Source organism: Streptomyces cyaneochromogenes (genome assembly GCF_003963535.1).
Taxonomy (GTDB): domain Bacteria; phylum Actinomycetota; class Actinomycetes; order Streptomycetales; family Streptomycetaceae; genus Streptomyces; species Streptomyces shaanxiensis.
Window position 1 is genome coordinate 5,924,970 of sequence record NZ_CP034539.1, and the last position, 18,795, is coordinate 5,943,764.

The window sequence follows — 18,795 nt, forward strand, 5'->3', positions numbered from 1 at the left end:
GGGCTACTTGGTCTTTCTGACGATGAGGAACGCCTGCTGGGACACCTCGTCGAGCGCCGGGTCCGGTTCGCGGACCGTCCGGGAGACGAGGGCGAAGCCGGCCGCCGTCAGCAGATCGGCGATGTGTTCCGGGCGGCGCCGCTGGAAGGTGAGCGAGACCGGGTGGCCGAAGGGGCGGTCGTGGTGCCGGTGTTCGTCGCCGGCCTGGAAGGCGACGAGCAGGGGTGCGCCGGGCGCCAGTACGCGAAGGAACTCGGCGAAGAGGGCCGGGAGTCGATCCACGGGGGTGTGGATGGAGGAGTAGAAGGACAGCGCGCCGGCCAGCGCCCCGTCGGGGAGGTCCAGCTCCATCATCGAGCCCTGCTCGAACCGCAGCCCCGGGTTCTCGCGGCGGGCGATCGCGAGCATCGACTCCGACAGGTCGACCCCGAACACCGGCAGCCCCAGTGCGGCCAGGCGGGCCGTCGTCCTACCCGGCCCGCAGCCCAGGTCGGCCACCGGACCGTCCCCCTCGACGAGTTCCGCGAACACGCCCAGCACCGCCCGCTCCAGGGGGCGGTGCGCCAGCTCGTCCTGGAAGAGCTCCGCGTAGTCCTCGGCGATGGCGTCGTAGAAGGTGCGGGTGGTGGCGAGGAAGTCGGCGTCGGTCATGGCCGGGGACCTTAGCGAAGCCGGGTGTCTACTCGCCTGTCTCTTCCTGCTCACCCGATCGCTTCAGGCCGACCCCCATCGCGGCGCCGACGGCCACACCCAGGGACATCCCCATGGCGAGCCCGAGGCCCAGGTTGTCGAAGACGGTCATCCCGAGCACGATGCCGATGCTCGTACCGACGGAGAGCCCGACGGACATGCCCACCGCCCGCGCCTTGTCGGCGGAAAGCCCGCCGTCGTCCCCGTGCTTGTTCTCTTCACCGTTCGTCTCACCGCTCGTCACCTGGCGATTTTCCCATGGGGGCGCCTCATGCCACCCCCACCGCCCGCAGCACCGCGGTGGCTCCCGCCGCCCCCAGCACCACCACCGGGAACGGCGCCCCGCGCCACGCCAGCACGCCGGCCACCAGCACCCCGGCCGGCCGCGCCCACCCCGCGAATCCGCCGGCCTCGGTCAGCGCGCCCGTGGCCAGCAGGGCCACCAGCAGGACGATCGCGCCCGCCGACAGCAACTCCTGGACCCGTGCCGGGAGCTCGACACGCCCGTGGAGCACCGGCCCGACCAGCCGGAAGGCATACGTCCCGACCGCGAGCGCCAGCATCATGGCCACCGTCGCGCTCATGCCGTACGCCTCCCGCCGCCGCGTCCGTACACGGTGAGCCCGGCCAGCGCCACCAGTACCGGCACCCCCGCCGGGACGGCCGGTGTCAGCGCCAGCGCCAGACCTGCGCCGAGCAGCGCGGACCGCCGTACGGCCGGACCCTCGCGCAGGGCGGGCAGGACCAGGGCGACGAGGACGGCGGGGAAGGCCGCGTCCAGGCCGTAGGTGGCGGTGTCGCCCAGCGCGCCGCCCGCCAGCGCCCCGGCCAGCACGCCGAGGTTCCACACGGCGAACAGGCCGATCCCGGAGATCCAGAAGGCGGCGCGACGCCGTGCCGGATCCGGCTGGGCGAGGGCGAAGGCCACCGTCTCGTCGGTCACCAGGTGCGCGCCGAGAAGGCGGGCGATGCGGCCCCGGCCGATGATGTCCGCGACGGCGAGGCCGAAGGCCAGCGTGCGGGTGTTGAGCAGCAGCCCGGTGGTCGCGGCCGCCACCGGACCGCCCCCGGCGAGCAGCACGCCGACCGCGCTGAACTGCGCCGAGCCCGCGTAGACGATCAGCGACATCACCACCGGGACCCACACCGGCAGCCCGCCGGCGACGGCGATCGCGCCGAAGGAGACGCCGACGACCCCGCTGGCGAGCCAGACGAGTGCGCTGTCGCGCACCAGAGGGGTAAGGGGTGCCAGAGGTCCGAGGGATGCCATCATCGGTGTTCGGAGTAGCGAACGCATGTTTGCCAGAATGAACGGGCGGACCAGTGTTCGTCAAGGCGAACGAACGTACCTGTAGAGCGAACGACGGGAAGTGAACCGGATGAGCGAGCCCCTCACGTGGATCGCCGTCGCCCTGCGCCGCGAGCGCACCCGGGCCGGGCTGTCGCTGTCGGAGCTGGCCAAGCGGGCGGGGATCGCGAAGTCCACGCTGTCCCAGCTGGAGGCGGGCAGCGGGAACCCCAGTGTGGAGACGCTGTGGGCGCTGGGGGTCGCACTCGGTGTGCCGTTCAGCGCTCTGGTGGAGCCGCCGGCGCCGGCCGTTCAGGTGATCCGGGCGGGAGAAGGGCCCACGGTCGCGTCCGAACGGGCGGACTTCGTGGCCACCCTGCTCTCGGCCAGCCCGCCCGGAGCCCGCCGGGACATCTACCACCTGCGCGCGGAGCCGGGCACGGCCCGGGAGTCGGAGCCGCACATTCCCGGGAGCGTGGAGCACCTGATCGTCAGCACGGGCCGGGTGAAGGCGGGACCCCGGGGCGACGAGGCGGATCTGGGGCCCGGTGACTACATGTCGTACCGCGGAGATGTGCCGCACTCGTACGAGGCGCTGACGCCCGGGACGACGTTCGTGCTGATCATGCAGCACATCTAGGCCCGGAGGCGGAGAAAAGGCAGGAGCCCCGCTGCCTTGCGGCACGGGGCTCCTTGGGTACTGCTCTCAGTTCCGGATCAAAGCACCAGGCTCCGAGACCGAATGATCAGACGGGGGTGACGTTCTCCGCCTGCGGGCCCTTCGGGCCCTGGGTCACGTCGAAGGAGACCTGCTGGTTCTCCTCCAGCGAACGGAAGCCGCTCGCGTTGATCGCGGAGTAGTGAACGAAGACGTCGGGGCCGCCGCCTTCCTGGGCGATGAAGCCAAAGCCCTTTTCGGCGTTGAACCACTTCACGGTTCCGGTAGCCATAAGCCCTCCTTGGGCCCAAAGGGTTGCCCTGCTCCAGAACCCTGCAAGTGTGAAAACTGAGTTGAAAACTACTGCCGCACATCTGCATACGTCTGAAAACGACTAGAGCCCGCGGTCACATGCTCCGCAGGCTCTGTACTGCAAGGGAAACCAAACTGCAACTTGCGGCGAGCCTAGCACGCGGGCAGCCGAAAGCAATAGAGGCCAAGATCACGTCACTCGGACGTTTGAAAGGCTCGTGTCGGGCTTGACGGGATGTTGTGACCGGGGTGTCACGACCCTGAAGGGTGCACGGTACCCCATAGGGTCTAGCCTCGCGATGTGGACAATTCTCGCACCCGGCCGCGCGTAGGCCACATCCAGTTCCTGAACTGCCTGCCCCTGTACTGGGGGCTCGCGAGAACGGGCACGCTCCTCGACTTCGAGCTGACCAAGGACACCCCCGAGAAGCTCAGCGAGCAGCTGGTGCGGGGCGACCTCGACATCGGGCCGATCACCCTCGTCGAGTTCCTGCGCAACGCCGACGACCTGGTCGCCTTCCCCGACATCGCGGTCGGCTGCGACGGCCCGGTGATGTCCTGCGTGATCGTCTCGCAGGTCCCGCTGGACGAGCTGGACGGCGCCCGGGTCGCTCTCGGTTCGACGTCCCGTACGTCCGTCCGCCTGGCCCAGCTGCTGCTCGCCGAGCGCTACGGCGTCAGCCCCGACTACTACACGTGCCCGCCCGACCTCAGCCTGATGATGCAGGAGGCGGAGGCGGCCGTACTCATCGGGGACGCGGCGCTGCGGGCCAACCTCCTCGACGGCCCGCGCTACGGCCTGGAGGTCCACGACCTCGGCTCGCTCTGGAAGGAGTGGACCGGCCTGCCGTTCGTCTTCGCGGTGTGGGCGGCGCGCCGGGACTATCTGGAGCGCGAGCCGGTCATCACCCGCAAGGTCCACGAGGCGTTCCTCGACTCCCGCAACCTCTCCCTGGACGAGGTCGGCAAGGTCGCCGAGCAGGCGGCCCGCTGGGAGGCGTTCGACGAGCGGATCCTGGAGCGGTACTTCACGACCCTCGACTTCCGCTTCGCCGCCCCGCAGCTCGCGGCGGTCGCCGAGTTCGCCCGCCGGGTGGGTCCGACGACCGGCTTCCCGGCGGATGTGAAGGTGGATCTGCTGCAGCCGTAAGGGGTGGGGGTGCCGGGGGTGCCGCGGGGGGCTTCGGCACTAATCTGCTGCCAGTTCTACGGACGTGATGGGCCGTACGGGGGAGGAGTGGGCGCCGATGCAGCCCCTCGGAGTGGACGAGCCGACCATCGTCGGGCCGTACCGGCTGCTGGGGCGGCTGGGTTCCGGCGGGATGGGGCGGGTGTACGCCGGACGCAGCGCGGGCGGCCGTACGGTCGCCGTCAAGATCGTGCACCCGCACTTCGCGCTGGACGAGGAGTTCCGCGCCCGCTTCCGCCGGGAGGTGGAGGCGGCGCGCCGGGTCGGCGGTGCCTGGACGGCGTCCGTGCTGGACGCGGACCCGGAGGCCGCGGTGCCGTGGGTGGCCACGGAGTACGCGGCGGGACCGTCGTTGTCGGCGGCGGTCGCCGGCTCGGGCGCGCTGCCCGCGCATTCGGTACGTGCGCTGGGGGCGGGGCTCGCCGAGGCGCTGGCGGCGGTGCACGAGCTGGGACTGGTGCACCGGGATGTGAAGCCGTCGAACGTCCTGCTGACCCTGGACGGCCCCCTCCTGATCGACTTCGGCATCGCGCGCGCCATGGACGGCACCGCCTCCCTGACCTCGACCGGTGTCTCGATCGGCTCGCCCGGCTACATGTCGCCCGAGCAGATCATCGGCAAGGGGGTCACGGGGGCGGCGGACGTCTTCTCGCTGGGCGCGGTGCTGGCGTACGCGGCGACCGGGGGGCCGCCGTTCACCGGGGACTCGTCGGCGGCGCTGCTGTACAAGGTCGTCCACGAGGAGCCCGAACTCGGCCCGCTGGACGGTGAGTTGCGGGACCTGGTGGCGGACTGTCTGGCCAAGGAGCCGGGGGCGCGGCCCACGCCGGCGGAGGTGGCCCGGCGTCTGGCACCGGACGGGGCGGCTCGGGCGGTGGCGGGCGGATGGCTGCCGGGGGCGCTGGTGGAGCAGGTCAGCCGCAGTGCCGTGCGGCTGCTGAACCTGGAGGCGGGGGCGACGGGGGAGGACGTCGCCTCGGGGCCGGTGGGGTTCAGCCGGCAGGCGACGGTCGGGGAGTTCGGGCCGCCGCCGGTGATGCCGGGGGGTGCGGCCGTGCCCGTGCCCCATTCCACGCCCACGCCCCCACCTGGTACCGCTTCCGCGTCCGTGGCTCCCGTCGCCGTGCCCGAACCGCGTGACGCCGTACCTCCTCAGGACACCGCCCCGGCATCCGAGCACCGTCCCGGCAAGCTCTCCGTCTCCGTCGCGGCGGCCTCGACGCCGGTGGAGGACGGTCGTGGGCGGCGGCTGAGCTGCACGGTGGCGCTCGCGGTGGCGGGGGCGTTGGCCGCGGTGACCGTGGGGTCGGTGTTCATGTTCGAGCTGCTGCCGGGAGGGGACCAGGACACCAACGCCGATTCATCGGCGGCCTCTTCGCAGGCGCCGGGCAAGGACGCCCCCACCCCGGCCGCGAGCGGCGTCCCCGCCCGCTACGTCGGTACCTGGGAGGGCGAGGCCAGTGCCCTGGACGGCGCGTTGCCGGCCGGCACCTTCCGGCTCACCGTGCACAAGGCCGACATCGGCGAGGAGTTGGGCACCCTTAGGCAGACGGACCTGCTGGGCGGCGTCTGCAACGACGTACTGACCCTGAAGAAGGCGACGGCGAAGGAACTCGTCGTGACGTCCGTGGGGAAGAAGGGCAACCACGGCGGCTGCAATCCGACCCCGCACACCGTCCGGATCACCCCGGCGGGCGACGACCTGGTGTACCGCTCGGAGAGCGACGCGGAGGGGAATCCCGAGGCGCGGCTGTCGAAGGTCGGGTAGCGGGGCCGGGTATCCGGTGGGGTGCGAAGACATGGGGTGGGGGCTGTGGTGACCGTCGTGCTGGTGGCCGTCGCCGCGCTGTGGGGTGCGGTGGCGGGCTCGCTCCTGCCGCGGGCCGCCTACCGGTTCTCCGTGCCGGAGGACGAGGGATGGCGGGAGCGGTGTCCGGGCGGGCATCCGATCGCGGGGTTCGGCGGGGGGTGGATCGGGCGGGCCCGGTGCGGGCCGTGCGGGACCGGTACGCCGTACGGCCCCGGCGCCCCGAGACTCGCCACCGCCGGCGCCCTGGTCTGCGCCGCCCTCGCCGCCGCCACCGGCACCCGGCCCGAGCTGGGCGTCTGGCTGCTGCTGGCGCCGGTCGGGGTGCTGCTCGCGGTCGTCGATCTGCGAGTGCGGCGGCTGCCCGACCCGCTGACCCTCCGGCTCGCCGCCGCCGCGCTGGTGCTGCTCGGCCTGGTCGCCCTCGTCCCCGAGCACGCCGGTGAGTGGCCGACCGCCCTGTGGGGCGCCCTCGCGCTCGGCGCCTTCTACTACGTGCTGTACCTCGTCAACCCCGGCGGCATGGGCTTCGGCGACGTGAAGCTGGCGCTCGCGGCGGGGGCGGTGCTGGGCTGGTACGGCTGGCCGACGGTCATGCTCGGCACGTTCGCCGGGTTCCTTTCGGGGGCGCTGTACGGCTGGGGGCGGGTCGCCCTGCGGCGGGCCGGGCGCAAGTCGGCGATCCCGTTCGGGCCGTTCCTGCTCGGCGGGGCGTTCGTGGGGCTGCTGATCGGGGCTTACGCGGCCTGACGGCGGCGCGGGCTCGGCCTGAGGTCCGCCTTGTAAAAGGCCTGGCGTAGGCTGGTTCGGTCCGTCCACAACCCTTGACGAAAGGGACGCTCCGGTGACCGAGAAGGCCGACCTGCAGTCTGTGCTCGACCGTGCCGCGGCGGGCGGACGCATCACCCCGGAGGAAGCGCTCGACCTCTACCGGGACGCCCCGCTGCACGCGCTGGGCGCCGCCGCCGACGCCGTACGCCGCCGCCGGTACGCGGGCACCGAGCACATCGCGACGTACATCATCGAGCGCAACATCAACTACACGAACGTGTGCGTCACGGCGTGCAAGTTCTGCGCCTTCTACGCGGCCCCCAAGGACAAGGCCAAGGGCTGGACCCGCGACCTGGACGACATCCTGCGGCGCTGCGCCGAGACCGTCGAACTCGGCGGCACCCAGATCATGTTCCAGGGCGGTCACCACCCGGACTACGGCGTCGAGTACTACGAGAAGCACTTCGCCGCCATCAAGAAGGACTTCCCGCAGCTCGTCATCCACAGCCTGGGGGCGAGCGAGGTCGAGCACATGGCCCGGATCTCCGGTGTGTCGGTCGAGGAGGCCATCACCCGGATCCACGAGGCCGGCCTCGACTCCTTCGCGGGCGCCGGCGCCGAGTTGCTGCCCGAGCGGCCGCGCAAGGCCATCGCCCCGCTGAAGGAGAGCGGTGAGCGTTGGCTGGAGATCATGGAGATCGCGCACGGGCTGGGCGTGGAGTCGACGTCGACCATGCTGATGGGCACCGGCGAGACCAACGCCGAGCGCATCGAGCACCTGCGGATGATCCGTGACGTCCAGGACCGCACGGGCGGCTTCCGGGCCTTCATCCCGTACACCTACCAGCCCGAGAACAACCACCTGAAGGGCCGTACGCAGGCCACGATCTTCGAGTACCTGCGGATGATCGCCATCGCGCGGCTGTTCATGGACAACATCCAGCACATCCAGGGGTCCTGGCTGACCACCGGCAAGGAGATCGGCCAGCTCTCGCTCCACTACGGCGCCGACGACCTCGGCTCGATCATGCTGGAGGAGAACGTCGTCTCCAGCGCGGGTGCCAAGCACCGCTCCAACCGGATGGAGATCATCGACCTCATCCGCAAGGCGGGGCGGGTGCCGGCGCAGCGGGCGACGACCTACGAGCACCTCGTCGTCCACGACGACCCGGCGAACGACCCCGTCGACGAGCGGGTCGCGTCCCACATCTCCTCGACGGCGATCGAGGGCGGGACGGCTCATCCCGAGCTGAAGATCCTGGCCTCCAACTGACCTGACCGTGCTGACGATCCACGCGGACTCCCGCGGCCACGCGCTCGTCGTCAAGGGCGCGTGGATCGCCGACGCGGGGGCGCGGGAGGAACTCGTCGCCGCGCATCCGCAGGCGCGGGTGCGGGAGTGGCCCGGCATTCTGACGCCGGGGCTGATCAATCTCCATGGCAATGAGCTGCTGGAGGAGGCGTACCACCCCGATCCGCGCGAGGCCGAGGAACTGGGCACTGAACCGCTGACCGGCGACGCGCTGGCAGCGCTCGCCATGGACGACGCCCGCTGGGGCGCGAGCGCGCGGCGGGCCGTACAGCGGATGCTGGCACACGGAACGGTCCGGGCGGCCTGCGAGGAACTGCGCAACCGCGCGGTGCGGGACGCCGTGCATCGCTCCGGGCTGGCGGTCATGGGCCGAATCGGCCGCCCCGGAGGGACCCCGACGCTCGATCCGTACGACGCCGGGTGTCCGGTGGAGTTCGCGGAACCGAGGGAGCGTCACTCCGCCGCGCGCTTCGCGGTGTTCGACGTACGGGACGAGACGGAACTGGCCGAGCGGGGTGCGGGGACGTGCGTGGCGACGGTGGTGGACGGGCGGATCGTCTACCGGCGACGGTAGGGAAACGCCCCAGTCTTTTAGGGGCGCGGGGAACTGCGCGAGCAACCCCCGACAACCCGCAGCTCGCGTACGGCATTCGCACCCGAGCTCATCCCGAAAACGCCTCCGCGAACGCCCCGTCCTCCTGATCCACCCCACTGCAATTGGTCAACGCGTCATCCGATGACGAATCGTCACCACACCGCTGATCCCGAAACGTCGCCCACATGGAAACCCAACCGATCCCCTTCTCCTCGGCGAACTCCCGTACCTGCGCCGCGTCATCGAGCGAGAACGTCTCGTTGTCGACGTCGTTGACGCCCGGCATCGACGTGAGCGCCATCGCGTTCCACGCCGTCGTATCCGACGTACCGAAGATCTCCCTCAACTGAGCGTGCGTGGCCTTCGCCGAGGTGAGCGCGTAGTCACCCATGTCGCCGGTGTACGACTCGCCGTAGTTCATCGTCATGATGTTGACGCTGGAGACCTGCACGTCGTGCTCGTTGGCGGACTCCAGCAGCGCCACGCCGTCGTCGTCGAGCCCGGACGGCATCACCGGCAGCGTGAAGGCGACCTCGAGGTCACCGCGCTTCTTCTGCAGCAGGGCGATCGCCTCCGAACGCAGGTCCACCGAGTCGGAGTCGGTCAGCTCGTCGCCCTCGATGTCGAAGTCGGCCAGCGAGGCACCCGCCGCGTCCAGCGCCTTCCCGTACGCGTCGGCCAGCTCGGACGCGCTCTCGCACGTCGCCGCCAACTCCTTGCCGGAGGCGCCGCCGAAGGAGACCCGGACGGAGGCGCCGTCCTGGGTGAGCCCCGCGATACGGGACTTCACGGCCGAGTCGGACAGGGCGGTGGTGCCGTTCCACTTGGGCGTGCAGTCGCTGCCGTCCGAGATCACGAAGGCCAGGTTGTACGTCGCCGGAGAGCCGGCGGAGTCGAGGTCGGAGGCCTCGGTGGCGCTGACGTAAGGGGCGTAGGACGTGCTCGACGCGCCTGACGAGGCCGATGCGGAGGGCGAGGCGGAGGATGCCGAGCCGGGCTGCTGCGGGGGCGACGGCGCCGCGTCCGCCGTACCGTCGTCCGAGCTCGCGGAGCACCCCGTGATGGCCAGTGCAAATATGCAGGTGAGCCCGGTCGCCGTGGTTCGGAAACTCCGCATTGCGCATGTACCCGCTTTCGTGATTTCTGTCTCAGGCCGAAGAAACCAATACGTAGGCCGGTCGGCAATGTCTCACACGCGACCCAGGTCCGGTCCTTCAACTCCTTTCATATGGCTGTGAGGTTTGCAGGCGTTCGCGGAAACTCTCAGGGAACGGACAGGTCGAGACGTTTCTCATGGGCGTCTCACATGAAGTACAGAGTCGTTGGCACATAAAGGCTCCCTAATGTCCGGGGAATGCAATCCGAGCCTGCCATCGAAAACCGCGCCGCCCAGTCCGCTGCGCGCGGTCGCCGCCGCAAACGCGGCAACGGGTCCGTAGAGGGGCCCGTGTTCGTTGACAACTCCGGGCGCCGCTCCAAGCTGCTGCGGCGTATCGGGCTCCTGGTCGGCGTCGCCTGTATGGGGTACGCGGTCGTGCTGGGCATGGCCTTCATGGGCGTCGGCACCTCGCTCACCCCCTCCGAACTGCTGCCCTTCGGGGCCGGCGGCCCTGCGGGTGGCCCGAACTCGGGCCCCGGCGGCGCCCAGCCGCAGGGCGGTGTCGCCACCCCGCCCACGAAGCCGACCGGCACTCCGCCCTCGGGCACCGCGACCGGCGAGCCGCCCAGCGCCGCCCCGACCGTGTTCGCCTCCCCGGCCACCGCCAACTGACCGGAACGCACCCACACTCATGACTACGACCACTCCCTCACGCGGCCGCCGCCGCGCCCCGACCCGTATCCAGCGGGCGGCGGGCAGGGCCGCGGCCCTGCAGAAACCGCGCGTCATCCTCGCCGGACTCCTCCTGCTCGCGCTGACCAGCGTCATGCTGCTCGACGGCTATCTGCGCGCCGAAGTCGGCGGAGACCAGCGGGTGCGCACCGGAGCCAGCTCCAGCAAGGTGCCCGACAAGGTCCTCGACGGCGGCCCGATCCTCACCTTCCGGGGCGGCCGGGCGACCACGGTCTCCGTGCCGGACAAGACCATCGCGCTCACCTTCGACGACGGCCCGAACCCCACCTGGACGCCGCAAGTCCTGGCGATCCTGCGGAAGTACGACATCCCCGCCACGTTCTTCGTGGTCGGCTCGATGGTCTCGCGCTACCCGGGGATCGTCGCGGACATGGTCGAGCAGGGGAACGAGGTGGGCATCCACACCTTCACCACGTCGACCTCTCGTACCAGACGATCTTCAACGCCCGGGCCGTGACGATCTACCTCTGGCACGAGATCGCCCTGATCCTCGCCGTCCCGCTGGTCGACCAGTTCTGGAACGTGCCCGCGTTCGAGAAGTACCTGCCCCTGGAGAGCCAGTGGTTCATGTTCGGCATCGGCTGGATCCTGATCGCGGTGTTCGTGCTGCTGTGCGGCTGGGTGGAGGACGTGGCCGGGAAGAAGAAGCCGACGCTTCTTCCGGGAGGCCGTGCGGCGACCCAGGACGCCCGTGCCACGGCCCGGGACGCCCGTGCGGCGACCCAGGGAGGCCATGCTGCGGCCCCGTGAGGGCGTACTGCCACAATGGGCCCGTGACCCGCGCATCCCTGGACAAGCAGCCGCACGAAGTCGCCTCGATGTTCGACAACGTGGCGGAACGGTACGACCTGACCAACGACGTGCTGTCGCTCGGCCAGGACCGCAGATGGCGCAAGGAGGTCGCGAAGGCCGTCGACGCCCGCCCCGCGCAGAAGGTCCTCGACCTCGCCGCGGGGACGGCCACCTCCTCGCTGCCCTTCGCGCGGACCGGCGCGTACGTCGTCCCCTGCGACTTCTCCCTCGGGATGCTCCAGGTCGGCAAGCGCAAGCACACCTGGCTGCCGTTCACGGCGGGCGACGCGACGAGGCTGCCGTTCAAGGACGACACCTTCGACGCCGTGACGATCTCCTTCGGGCTGCGCAACGTCCAGGACTACGACGCCGCCCTGCGCGAGATGTACCGGGTCACGCGGCCCGGCGGCCGGGTCGTGATCTGCGAGTTCTCGCACCCGACCTGGGCGCCCTTCCGCACCGTCTACACCGAGTACCTGATGCGCGCGCTGCCCCCGGTGGCGCGCGCGGTGTCCTCGAACCCCGACGCGTACGTCTACCTCGCCGAGTCCATCCGAGCCTGGCCCGACCAGCCGGCCCTCGCCGAGCACCTGCGCAAGGCCGGCTGGACGAAGGTGGCCTGGCGGAACCTGACGGGCGGGGTCGTGTCCCTGCACCGCGGCTTCAAGCAGAGCTGACCACGGGATACGGGTCTCCGGGCTCGTCGAGTTCGCGCTGCATCCCGCCCGAGGGCGGCCGTGGGATGCGTGGCTCGCGTACGCCTCCGCCGCCCTCACCCTCGCCGAAGTCGAACCAGATGTAGACCATCGAGTCCTGCGGCACCTCGGCACCGGGCTGGGGATATTGGCGTACGACGTAGTCGACGACGGTGAGGTGGAAGTCCGGCCGATCCGGTGCGTTGAGGACCAGGCCGTGCGACTTTGCTGCCTCGCGCGCGTCCATGGCCATCAGTCCGACGAGCCTCGGTACGCGCACCTCAGGCGTTTTGGGTGTTATACGCACAGATGTCACCCCCAGCGGTACTGGAAGGGTAACCGCCCGGGGGTACCGTCCGGAAGCGTCAAGTACCTTTCTGTAACAGTTGGTTACTCAGAGTGGCTGATCTGCGAGGGGAGGATCCGCTTGTCCTGTCCGCCGGTCACAGGTCGAGCCGGTAGCAGTGCCCCTTCTGCTGCCCGTCCGGGGTGGTGAACACCTCGGCGAGCTCCATGCCCAGCCGCCGCGTCACCGCGATCGACCGCATGTTGCGGGCGTCGACCATCGCCACCACGCCCGGCACCCCGGCCGCCCGCACCCGCTCCAGCGTCATCTGCGCGGCCGCCGTGACGTACCCCTGGCCCCAGCACTCCCGCCCGAGCCGCCAGCCGATCTCGATCTCCCCCGTGGGACCCCAGTCCCGCTCCCAGGGCTGGGCGCCGGTGAAGCCGATGACCCGCTCGTTCTCGTCGATCATGGTCCACAGGCAGTACCCCCGTTCGGCGTCGTGCCGGCGCTGGCGGGCGGTGAGCTCCTCGTAGACGGACAGCTCCGCGGCCCTGCCGCCGTGGAACTCCATGACATCCGGGTGGGCGAATATCCGGTGCCAGGCGAAAGCGTCCTCGTCGGTGGGGACACGGAGCCGTACGACAGGGAGAGCTCGGTTCACGGAGGCAGCCCTTCAGCCGGGTGATCAATGCTGCTGAATAGACTGCCCATGTCCAGTGCCGGTCGGCACACAGATTTCGAACTTGGGGAGATCCCGCCGTGACCGACGTGACCGAGCCGCTCTCCTCACCTCTCTCTTCGCCCCTCTCCGAGAACACCGCCGACGTGATCGTCGTGGGCGCGGGGCCGGCCGGCTCCACGACGGCGTACCACCTGGCCAAGTCCGGCCTCGACGTACTCCTGCTGGAGAAGACCGAGTTCCCGAGGGAGAAGGTCTGCGGTGACGGCCTGACCCCGCGCGCGGTGAAACAACTCGTGGCGATGGGCATCGACATCTCCGAGGAAGCCGGCTGGCTCCGCAACAAGGGCCTGAGGATCATCGGCGGCGGCGTCCGCCTCCAGCTGGACTGGCCGGATCTGGCCTCCTTCCCCGACTACGGCCTCGTCCGCAAGCGCGACGACTTCGACGAGCAACTCGCCCGCCAGGCCCAGAAGGCCGGCGCCCGGCTCTACGAGCGCTGCAACGTCGGCGCCCCGATCATCGACGACCGCACCGGCCGCATCACCGGCGTGCACGCCAAGCTCGGCGAGGAGAAGCGCGAGGTCACCTTCCACGCGCCCCTGGTCGTCGCCGCCGACGGCAACTCCACGCGCCTCTCCCTCGCGATGGGCCTGCACCGCCGCGAGGACCGCCCGATGGGCGTGGCCGTACGGACGTACTTCGAAAGCCCCCGCCACGAGGACGACTATCTCGAGTCCTGGCTGGAACTGTGGGACCGCCGCGGCCCCGGCGAGGACCGTCTCCTGCCCGGCTACGGCTGGATCTTCGGCATGGGCGACGGCACGTCGAACGTCGGCCTGGGCGTGCTCAACACCTCGGACTCCTTCAAGGAGCTCGACTGGCGGGAGGTCCTGAAGGCCTGGTGCGCCTCCATGCCGGAGGACTGGGGCTACACCCCGGACAACATGACCGGCCCGATCCGCGGCGCGGCCCTCCCCATGGCCTTCAACCGCCAACCGCACTACACCAAGGGCCTGCTGCTGGTCGGCGACGCCGGCGGCCTGGTGAACCCCTTCAACGGCGAGGGCATCGCCTACGCCATGGAGTCCGGCCAGATCGCCGCCGACGTCATCGTCCAGGCCCACGCCCGCTCGACCCCCGCGGGGCGCGAACTCGCCCTCCAGCGCTACCCGCGCGTCCTGAAGGACACCTACGGCGGCTACTACACGCTGGGCCGCGCCTTCGTGAAGCTCATCGGCAACCCGAAGGTCATGAAGATCGCGGCCCAGCGCGGCCTGACCCACCCGCTCCTGATGAAGTTCACCCTGAAGCTCCTGGCCAACCTCACCGACCCGACGGGCGGCGACGCGATGGACCGGATCATCAACGGGCTGAGCAAGGTGGCGCCGAAGGCGTGACGCCGGGCGTGGGGGGTTGGCCGGTCAGCGGTCGCCGGCCGGTCAGCGGTCGGACGGCGGACTGCCCGGTCAGCCGTCCGACGGCGGATCAGCCGGTCGGCCGTCGGGTGGGGGTTGCCGGTTGTCACGGGACTGCCTGAACGCGGCCCAAGCCGTGAGACAGCCGGCAACCGACGTGATGAATCCGGACACTGCGGTGATCAGCGCGGCGGCCCCTTCGACCCCACCACTCGCAAGTGAACCCGGGTTCGCGATCTCGTTGGCCACCTTGTTCGCGCCGTCCGCGGCGTATGCGGCGAGCACCTTGGCGAAGACGAGCAGGAGAAGCACAAGGGCCAGTGCCGCAAGCACCTGCTCAAGTCGACTCCCCGTGAATCCGCCCCAGAGCAGAACGGCGAAGGGTACGGCGGCGCCGATGAAGAAGAGCCCGGCCCAACCCGCCGTCGAGGCTTCCGTCGCGATGGTGGCCGCGAGAGCGCCCACGCTGACGTACGGGCCGACGATCACCGCCAGCAGGCCGAGGACTCCCGCGGTCTCCCGTAGTGGTAACTCCCTTTGTTTCGCGGTCATTTGGACTGGTTCGCGAACCGCTTGAGCGACAGGGAGAGCGGTGGCGCAGGTCTGTTCGGGTCTCACGCGCACAGCGTATGAGTGGCGCGACGGCGAGGCGGGCGCAAAGCCCGAGGAGCGCTCGACCTCACACTCCGACAGGCCCCGGCTCTCCCGGACGGCTCGAACGGCAACCCGCCGAGGAGCCGGGGCCCCGCACACCTACCCGTTCAGCTCCGCCGTCCTGGCGGCCCGGCGCGCGAACACGCCCTCCCGCCGGTCCGCCACCTGCCGCAGCGCGTCCTTCCGCTCCCGCTTGGAGAGCCGGTCCAGATAGACCTGCCCGTTGCAGTGATCGGTCTCGTGCGCGAGGCAACGGGCGAAATACCCGGTGCCCTCGATCACGAGCGGCTCGCCGTCCCTGTCGAACCCGCGCACCACGGCCCGGTCCGGGCGCGGTACGTCCATCACCGCGCCGGGCACCGACAGGCACCCCTCGCTGTCTTCGAGGAGCCTGCGGTGCGCGGCGTCGAGCGGCTCCAGTACCGGATTGACGATGTGCCCGACGTGCCGCACCCCGTCGTCGTCCGGGCAGTCGTACACGAACAGCCGCAGATCGACGTCGACCTGGTTGGCCGCGAGTCCCGCCCCGTCCGCGATGTACATCGTCAGGAACATGTCGTCGATAAGCGCGGCGAGATCGGGACCGAACTCGGTCACGTCCCGGCACGGCTTGTGCAGGACCTCCTCGCCCGCCTCGGTGATCCTGCGCACCGACCCGCGCCGGGCCTCGGGCGCGAGCGGCGGATACGACTCGACGGGCCTGCCCTGGACGAACACACTCGGCATGACTGTTTCTCCCTGTGGTTGTGAGGATGCTGTAGGTGACCGGGAATCGGGCTTCCGACCTTCGGAGCCCCTCCCTACCCTCCGGGAATCATGACAACAGAACACACCCAGGAGCCCCAGGAGAAGACAGGCCACGCGCCGTCCGGCCACACCCGCAGACGCTTCCTCACGGCCACCGGGGGAGCGGCCCTCGCCGCGGGCGCCTTAGGCACGGCCGGCGCGGCGTCCGCCGCGGCCCTGTCCAACGGCTCCGGCAAACGCGTCGCCGTCCTCGGCGGCGGCGTCTCCGGCCTGAGCGCCGCCCACGAACTCGCCGAACGCGGCTACGCCGTCACCGTCTACGAGTACTACGACGCCCTCGGCGGCAAGGCCCGCTCGATGCCCGTCCCGGGCTCCGCCGCCGGTGACCGAGCCGATCTCCCCGCCGAGCACGGCTTCCGCTTCTTCCCCGGCTTCTACCGGAACCTCCCGGACACCATGCGCCGCATCCCCGTCCCCGGCAACGCGAACGGCGTCCACGACAATCTCGTCAGCGGCACCGAGGCCCTGTTCGCCCGCTCCGGCGGCCGCCCCGACCTGCACTTCCCGCTCCGCCGTGCCACCACCCCGCCCCGCCCCGGCGACCTCACCCTCGGCTGGATCCGCGACCAGATCCTCTCGGTGCTGGACCTCGGCACCCACCTCCCCGCCCACGAGGCCGCCTACTTCGCCGACCGCCTCCTCGTCCACCTCACCAGTTGCGACGCCCGACGCGAGGAGCAGTGGGAGAAGGTCGCGTGGTGGGACTTCATCCGCGCCGAGGAGATGAGCGAGGAGTACCGGACGGTCCTCGGCGTCGGTCAGACCCGCAACCTCGTCGCCACGCGCGCGGAGGTCGCGTCCACCCGAACCGTCGGCCGCGTCATCATCGAGGCCCTGCTCCTGTGGGGCCTGCTCGGTCGCGGCATGGACGGTGACGCCGACATCGACCGCATCCTCGACGCCCCCACCAGCGAGGCCTGGATCGACCCCTGGGAGACACACCTGCGCTCCCTGGGAGTGGAGTTCGTCCTCGGCACCCAGATCCGCCAGGTCCTCTACGACGGCGGTCGCGTGACCGGCGTCCGTGTCTCGGCCCGCGACGGCGGCGACGACCGTACCGTGACCGCCGACCACTACGTCTCCGCGCTGCCGGTCGAGCACGCGCGCGTGACGTGGGGCCCCGCCCTGCGCGCGGCGGACCCGCAGCTCGCGCGCTGCGACGCACTGAGGACCGACTGGATGACCGGCGTGATGTTCTATCTGCGCACGCCCACCCCGGTGGTCCACGGCCACATCAACTGCCTCGACTCACCCTGGTCGGTGACCGGCATCGGCCAGGCCCAGTTCTGGGACGGCCGGGACTTCTCCCGCGACTACGGCGACGGCCGCGCCCACGACTGCCTCTCCGCCATCATCTCGGAGTGGGACAAGCCGGGCATCCTGTACGGCAAGACGGCGAAGGAGTGCACCAAGGAGGAGGTCGTCGCCGAACTCTGGGCCCAGCTGAAGGACGGCCTCAACGACGCCGGCAAGACCACGCTCCGGGACGAGGACCGCCTCGGCTGGTTCATGGACCCGGCGGTGACGGGCCTGGGCGGCCCCGATCCGCGCAACCGCGAGCAGCTCCTCATCCACCCCACGGGCACGCTCTACAACCGCCCCACGGCCCGCACAAAGGTCCCGAACTTCTTCCTCGCGGGCGACTACGTCCGCACCGACGTGGACCTGGCGACGATGGAGGGCGCCAACGAGTCGGCCCGCCTCGCGGTCAACGCGCTCCTGGACGCGGACAATTCGGGCGCCGATCGCTGTGAGATCTGGGAGCTGTACCGGCCCCCGGAGATGGAGCCCCTCAAGCGGGTCGACGAGGTGCGCTACAGGCTGGGCCTGCCCAACACCTTCGACCTCGGGTAGGGCGGAGGGCCTCCTGGGACAGAACGGAAGGGGCCGCTGCCCCCGAGCGGCTGCGGCCCCTTCCGTACGCCTGTGCTGTACGGCCGTACGTCAGAGGACGCGCACCGCACCCGACGCCGGATAGCCGGAAAGGTCCTGGATGACGACGCCCTTGGACGGGTTGGCCGCGTCCAGGTACTGGCCGTTACCGATGTAGACGCCCACGTGGTACGCGGAGCCCTTGCCGCCCCAGTAGAGGATGTCGCCGACCTGGATCTGCGACAGCGGGATGTCGGTGCCGGACATCGACTGGTCCTGCGAGACCCGCGGCAGGTCGACGCCGACCTGCTTGAACGCGGCCTGGACCAGGCTGGAGCAGTCCCACGCGTTGGGGCCGGTGGCACCCAGGACGTACGCGTCGCCCACCTGTGCCTGGAGGAAGGAGATGACGGTCGCGACGCTGCCGCTGGCGGGAGCGGCCACGCTCGTGCTCGCGGAAGCGGACAGGGTGGTCCGCTCGGTGCTGCGCGAAGCGGCGGCCTCGGCGGCGGCCCTGCGGGCCTCCTCCGCCTTCTTCTTCGCCTCGGCCTTCTTCTTGGCCTCGGCGAGGTCCTTCTTGGCCTCCTTGGCGGCCGCGGCGGCGGCCGCGTCACGCTCGGCGTCGAGCTCGTAGTTCGCCGCCGCCAGCTGAGTGGCGTCCGCGGACTGGGCGAGCTGGTCCGCCAGGTCACCCGTGAGGGTGGGCAGTTCGATGGTCTGCGTCACCGGCTCGGCGGCGTTCGCCGTGGCCGACGCACCAGCCGCTGCCATGCTGAGGACGCCACCGGCAACTCCGGCACGCATCGCGATGGACGACGACGCGCTGCGGCGGGGCTTCCGGTGGCTACGTATGTGAGCGGTGTGGGACATGAGAACAACGGGTATCAGGGGCTCCTCCATACCTTCAAGAAACGTGGGCTGCGCCACAGTTGTTCAATCGCCGCCCCAAATCCCCGGCGCGACACCCCTTATTGACGCCGTAACGGACATTGCGGACGCGGCCCATTCGGCCCGTGATCACGTCCTTTCATCATTAAGTCCGGATTGCCCATCGCTTACCACTTGTTGAGACCGGTGGCCAAGCCCGGTTCTCGGGGTCTCGTGTTGGTGTGGCA

21 protein-coding genes and 2 pseudogenes are annotated in these 18,795 nt (G+C 70.5%); 12 read left to right on the top strand and 11 right to left on the bottom strand.

Translation table 11 applies throughout. The annotated features are described in order from the left end of the window. Nucleotides 1–3 precede the first annotated feature (3 nt). The 4 genes from EJ357_RS27020 to EJ357_RS27035 are packed head-to-tail and all read right to left on the bottom strand — an operon-like array spanning nt 4 to nt 1,963. The gene (locus EJ357_RS27020; RefSeq protein WP_126394158.1) at nt 4–651 is read right to left on the bottom strand and encodes a class I SAM-dependent DNA methyltransferase; all 648 of its coding nucleotides are present in this window, start codon (nt 649–651) and stop codon (nt 4–6) included. A 28-nt stretch (nt 652–679) separates the two neighbouring features. Then, nucleotides 680–934, bottom strand: coding sequence for a hypothetical protein (locus tag EJ357_RS27025; RefSeq protein ID WP_126394159.1), 255 nt, complete (start codon nt 932–934; stop codon nt 680–682). Between the two features lie 25 nt (nt 935–959). Continuing rightward, complete coding sequence (locus tag EJ357_RS27030; RefSeq protein WP_126394160.1) at nt 960–1,274, bottom strand: AzlD domain-containing protein; 315 nt, start codon at nt 1,272–1,274, stop codon at nt 960–962. Then, the gene (locus EJ357_RS27035; protein ID WP_126394161.1) at nt 1,271–1,963 is read right to left on the bottom strand and encodes an AzlC family ABC transporter permease; all 693 of its coding nucleotides are present in this window, start codon (nt 1,961–1,963) and stop codon (nt 1,271–1,273) included. Before EJ357_RS27035 ends, EJ357_RS27030 begins: the two co-directional genes overlap by 4 nt. Nucleotides 1,964–2,069: 106 nt before the next feature. Here EJ357_RS27035 and EJ357_RS27040 point away from each other — a divergent pair, with 106 nt between their 5' ends. After that, the gene (locus EJ357_RS27040; protein ID WP_126394162.1) at nt 2,070–2,618 is read left to right on the top strand and encodes a helix-turn-helix domain-containing protein; all 549 of its coding nucleotides are present in this window, start codon (nt 2,070–2,072) and stop codon (nt 2,616–2,618) included. 106 nt (nt 2,619–2,724) lie between these two features. On the opposite strand, the gene EJ357_RS27045 is transcribed toward EJ357_RS27040, so the two are convergent. Next, a complete protein-coding gene (locus tag EJ357_RS27045) occupies nt 2,725–2,928 on the bottom strand; it encodes a cold-shock protein (protein ID WP_003992177.1) in 204 nt (67 codons plus the stop codon). 321 nt (nt 2,929–3,249) lie between these two features. Between EJ357_RS27045 and EJ357_RS27050 the strand changes: the two genes are divergently transcribed. The 5 genes from EJ357_RS27050 (at nt 3,250) to EJ357_RS27070 (ending at nt 8,601) form a co-directional block, all read left to right on the top strand. Next, nucleotides 3,250–4,098, top strand: coding sequence for a menaquinone biosynthetic enzyme MqnA/MqnD family protein (locus EJ357_RS27050; RefSeq protein ID WP_126394163.1), 849 nt, complete (start codon nt 3,250–3,252; stop codon nt 4,096–4,098). Between the two features lie 97 nt (nt 4,099–4,195). Then, nucleotides 4,196–5,905 (top strand): serine/threonine-protein kinase, encoded by a 1,710-nt coding sequence (locus EJ357_RS27055; protein ID WP_126394164.1) that lies wholly within the window; start codon nt 4,196–4,198, stop codon nt 5,903–5,905. Between the two features lie 45 nt (nt 5,906–5,950). Then, a complete protein-coding gene (locus tag EJ357_RS27060) occupies nt 5,951–6,694 on the top strand; it encodes a prepilin peptidase (protein ID WP_175647540.1) in 744 nt (247 codons plus the stop codon). A gap of 94 nt (nt 6,695–6,788) precedes the next feature. Continuing rightward, nucleotides 6,789–7,988, top strand: coding sequence for a cyclic dehypoxanthinyl futalosine synthase (gene mqnC, locus EJ357_RS27065; protein ID WP_126394166.1), 1,200 nt, complete (start codon nt 6,789–6,791; stop codon nt 7,986–7,988). Nucleotides 7,989–7,995: 7 nt separating this feature from the next. Further along, complete coding sequence (locus tag EJ357_RS27070; protein ID WP_126394167.1) at nt 7,996–8,601, top strand: hypothetical protein; 606 nt, start codon at nt 7,996–7,998, stop codon at nt 8,599–8,601. 88 nt (nt 8,602–8,689) lie between these two features. Here EJ357_RS27070 and EJ357_RS27075 read toward each other — a convergent pair whose 3' ends face one another. Continuing rightward, the gene (locus EJ357_RS27075) at nt 8,690–9,739 is read right to left on the bottom strand and encodes a chitinase (protein ID WP_126394168.1); all 1,050 of its coding nucleotides are present in this window, start codon (nt 9,737–9,739) and stop codon (nt 8,690–8,692) included. A 330-nt stretch (nt 9,740–10,069) separates the two neighbouring features. Here EJ357_RS27075 and EJ357_RS27080 point away from each other — a divergent pair, with 330 nt between their 5' ends. The 4 genes and pseudogenes from EJ357_RS27080 to EJ357_RS27090 all read left to right on the top strand — a co-directional run bounded on the left by EJ357_RS27080 (nt 10,070) and on the right by EJ357_RS27090 (nt 11,943). Then, nucleotides 10,070–10,393, top strand: a complete 324-nt coding sequence (locus tag EJ357_RS27080) for a hypothetical protein (protein ID WP_407698417.1) — start codon at nt 10,070–10,072, stop codon at nt 10,391–10,393. 19 nt (nt 10,394–10,412) lie between these two features. Further along, nucleotides 10,413–10,909 (top strand): annotated as a pseudogene (locus EJ357_RS27085) (polysaccharide deacetylase family protein); the annotation flags it as partial. Beyond that, nucleotides 10,907–11,137 (top strand): annotated as a pseudogene (locus EJ357_RS48470) (acyltransferase family protein); the annotation flags it as partial. The pseudogenes EJ357_RS27085 and EJ357_RS48470, both read left to right, overlap by 3 nt. A 110-nt stretch (nt 11,138–11,247) precedes the next feature. Then, nucleotides 11,248–11,943, top strand: a complete 696-nt coding sequence (locus EJ357_RS27090; RefSeq protein ID WP_126394170.1) for a demethylmenaquinone methyltransferase — start codon at nt 11,248–11,250, stop codon at nt 11,941–11,943. On the opposite strand, the gene EJ357_RS27095 is transcribed toward EJ357_RS27090, so the two are convergent. Next, the gene (locus EJ357_RS27095; protein WP_126394171.1) at nt 11,930–12,241 is read right to left on the bottom strand and encodes a PASTA domain-containing protein; all 312 of its coding nucleotides are present in this window, start codon (nt 12,239–12,241) and stop codon (nt 11,930–11,932) included. The two genes, EJ357_RS27090 and EJ357_RS27095, sit on opposite strands and share 14 nt — an antisense overlap. 163 nt (nt 12,242–12,404) lie before the next feature. Next, nucleotides 12,405–12,911, bottom strand: a complete 507-nt coding sequence (locus tag EJ357_RS27100) for a GNAT family N-acetyltransferase (RefSeq protein WP_126394172.1) — start codon at nt 12,909–12,911, stop codon at nt 12,405–12,407. Between the two features lie 98 nt (nt 12,912–13,009). On the opposite strand from EJ357_RS27100, the gene EJ357_RS27105 reads away from it, so the two are divergent. Then, on the top strand, nt 13,010–14,329 hold the full coding sequence (locus tag EJ357_RS27105) for a geranylgeranyl reductase family protein (RefSeq protein WP_126394173.1): 1,320 nt from the start codon (nt 13,010–13,012) through the stop codon (nt 14,327–14,329). A gap of 69 nt (nt 14,330–14,398) precedes the next feature. Here EJ357_RS27105 and EJ357_RS27110 read toward each other — a convergent pair whose 3' ends face one another. Next, nucleotides 14,399–14,899 carry a hypothetical protein gene (locus tag EJ357_RS27110; RefSeq protein WP_126394174.1) on the bottom strand — a complete coding sequence of 167 codons (501 nt, stop codon included), beginning with the start codon at nt 14,897–14,899 and terminating at the stop codon, nt 14,399–14,401. Between the two features lie 201 nt (nt 14,900–15,100). Further along, entirely contained in the window at nt 15,101–15,727 is a 627-nt protein-coding gene (gene def / locus EJ357_RS27115; RefSeq protein ID WP_126394175.1) for a peptide deformylase, read from the bottom strand. Between the two features lie 90 nt (nt 15,728–15,817). On the opposite strand from def, the gene EJ357_RS27120 reads away from it, so the two are divergent. Next, on the top strand, nt 15,818–17,662 hold the full coding sequence (locus EJ357_RS27120; protein WP_126394176.1) for a hydroxysqualene dehydroxylase: 1,845 nt from the start codon (nt 15,818–15,820) through the stop codon (nt 17,660–17,662). A gap of 90 nt (nt 17,663–17,752) precedes the next feature. Here the strand turns inward: EJ357_RS27120 and EJ357_RS27125 are convergent, their stop codons facing one another. Continuing rightward, nucleotides 17,753–18,580, bottom strand: a complete 828-nt coding sequence (locus tag EJ357_RS27125) for a C40 family peptidase (RefSeq protein WP_126394177.1) — start codon at nt 18,578–18,580, stop codon at nt 17,753–17,755. Nucleotides 18,581–18,795 lie beyond the last annotated feature (215 nt).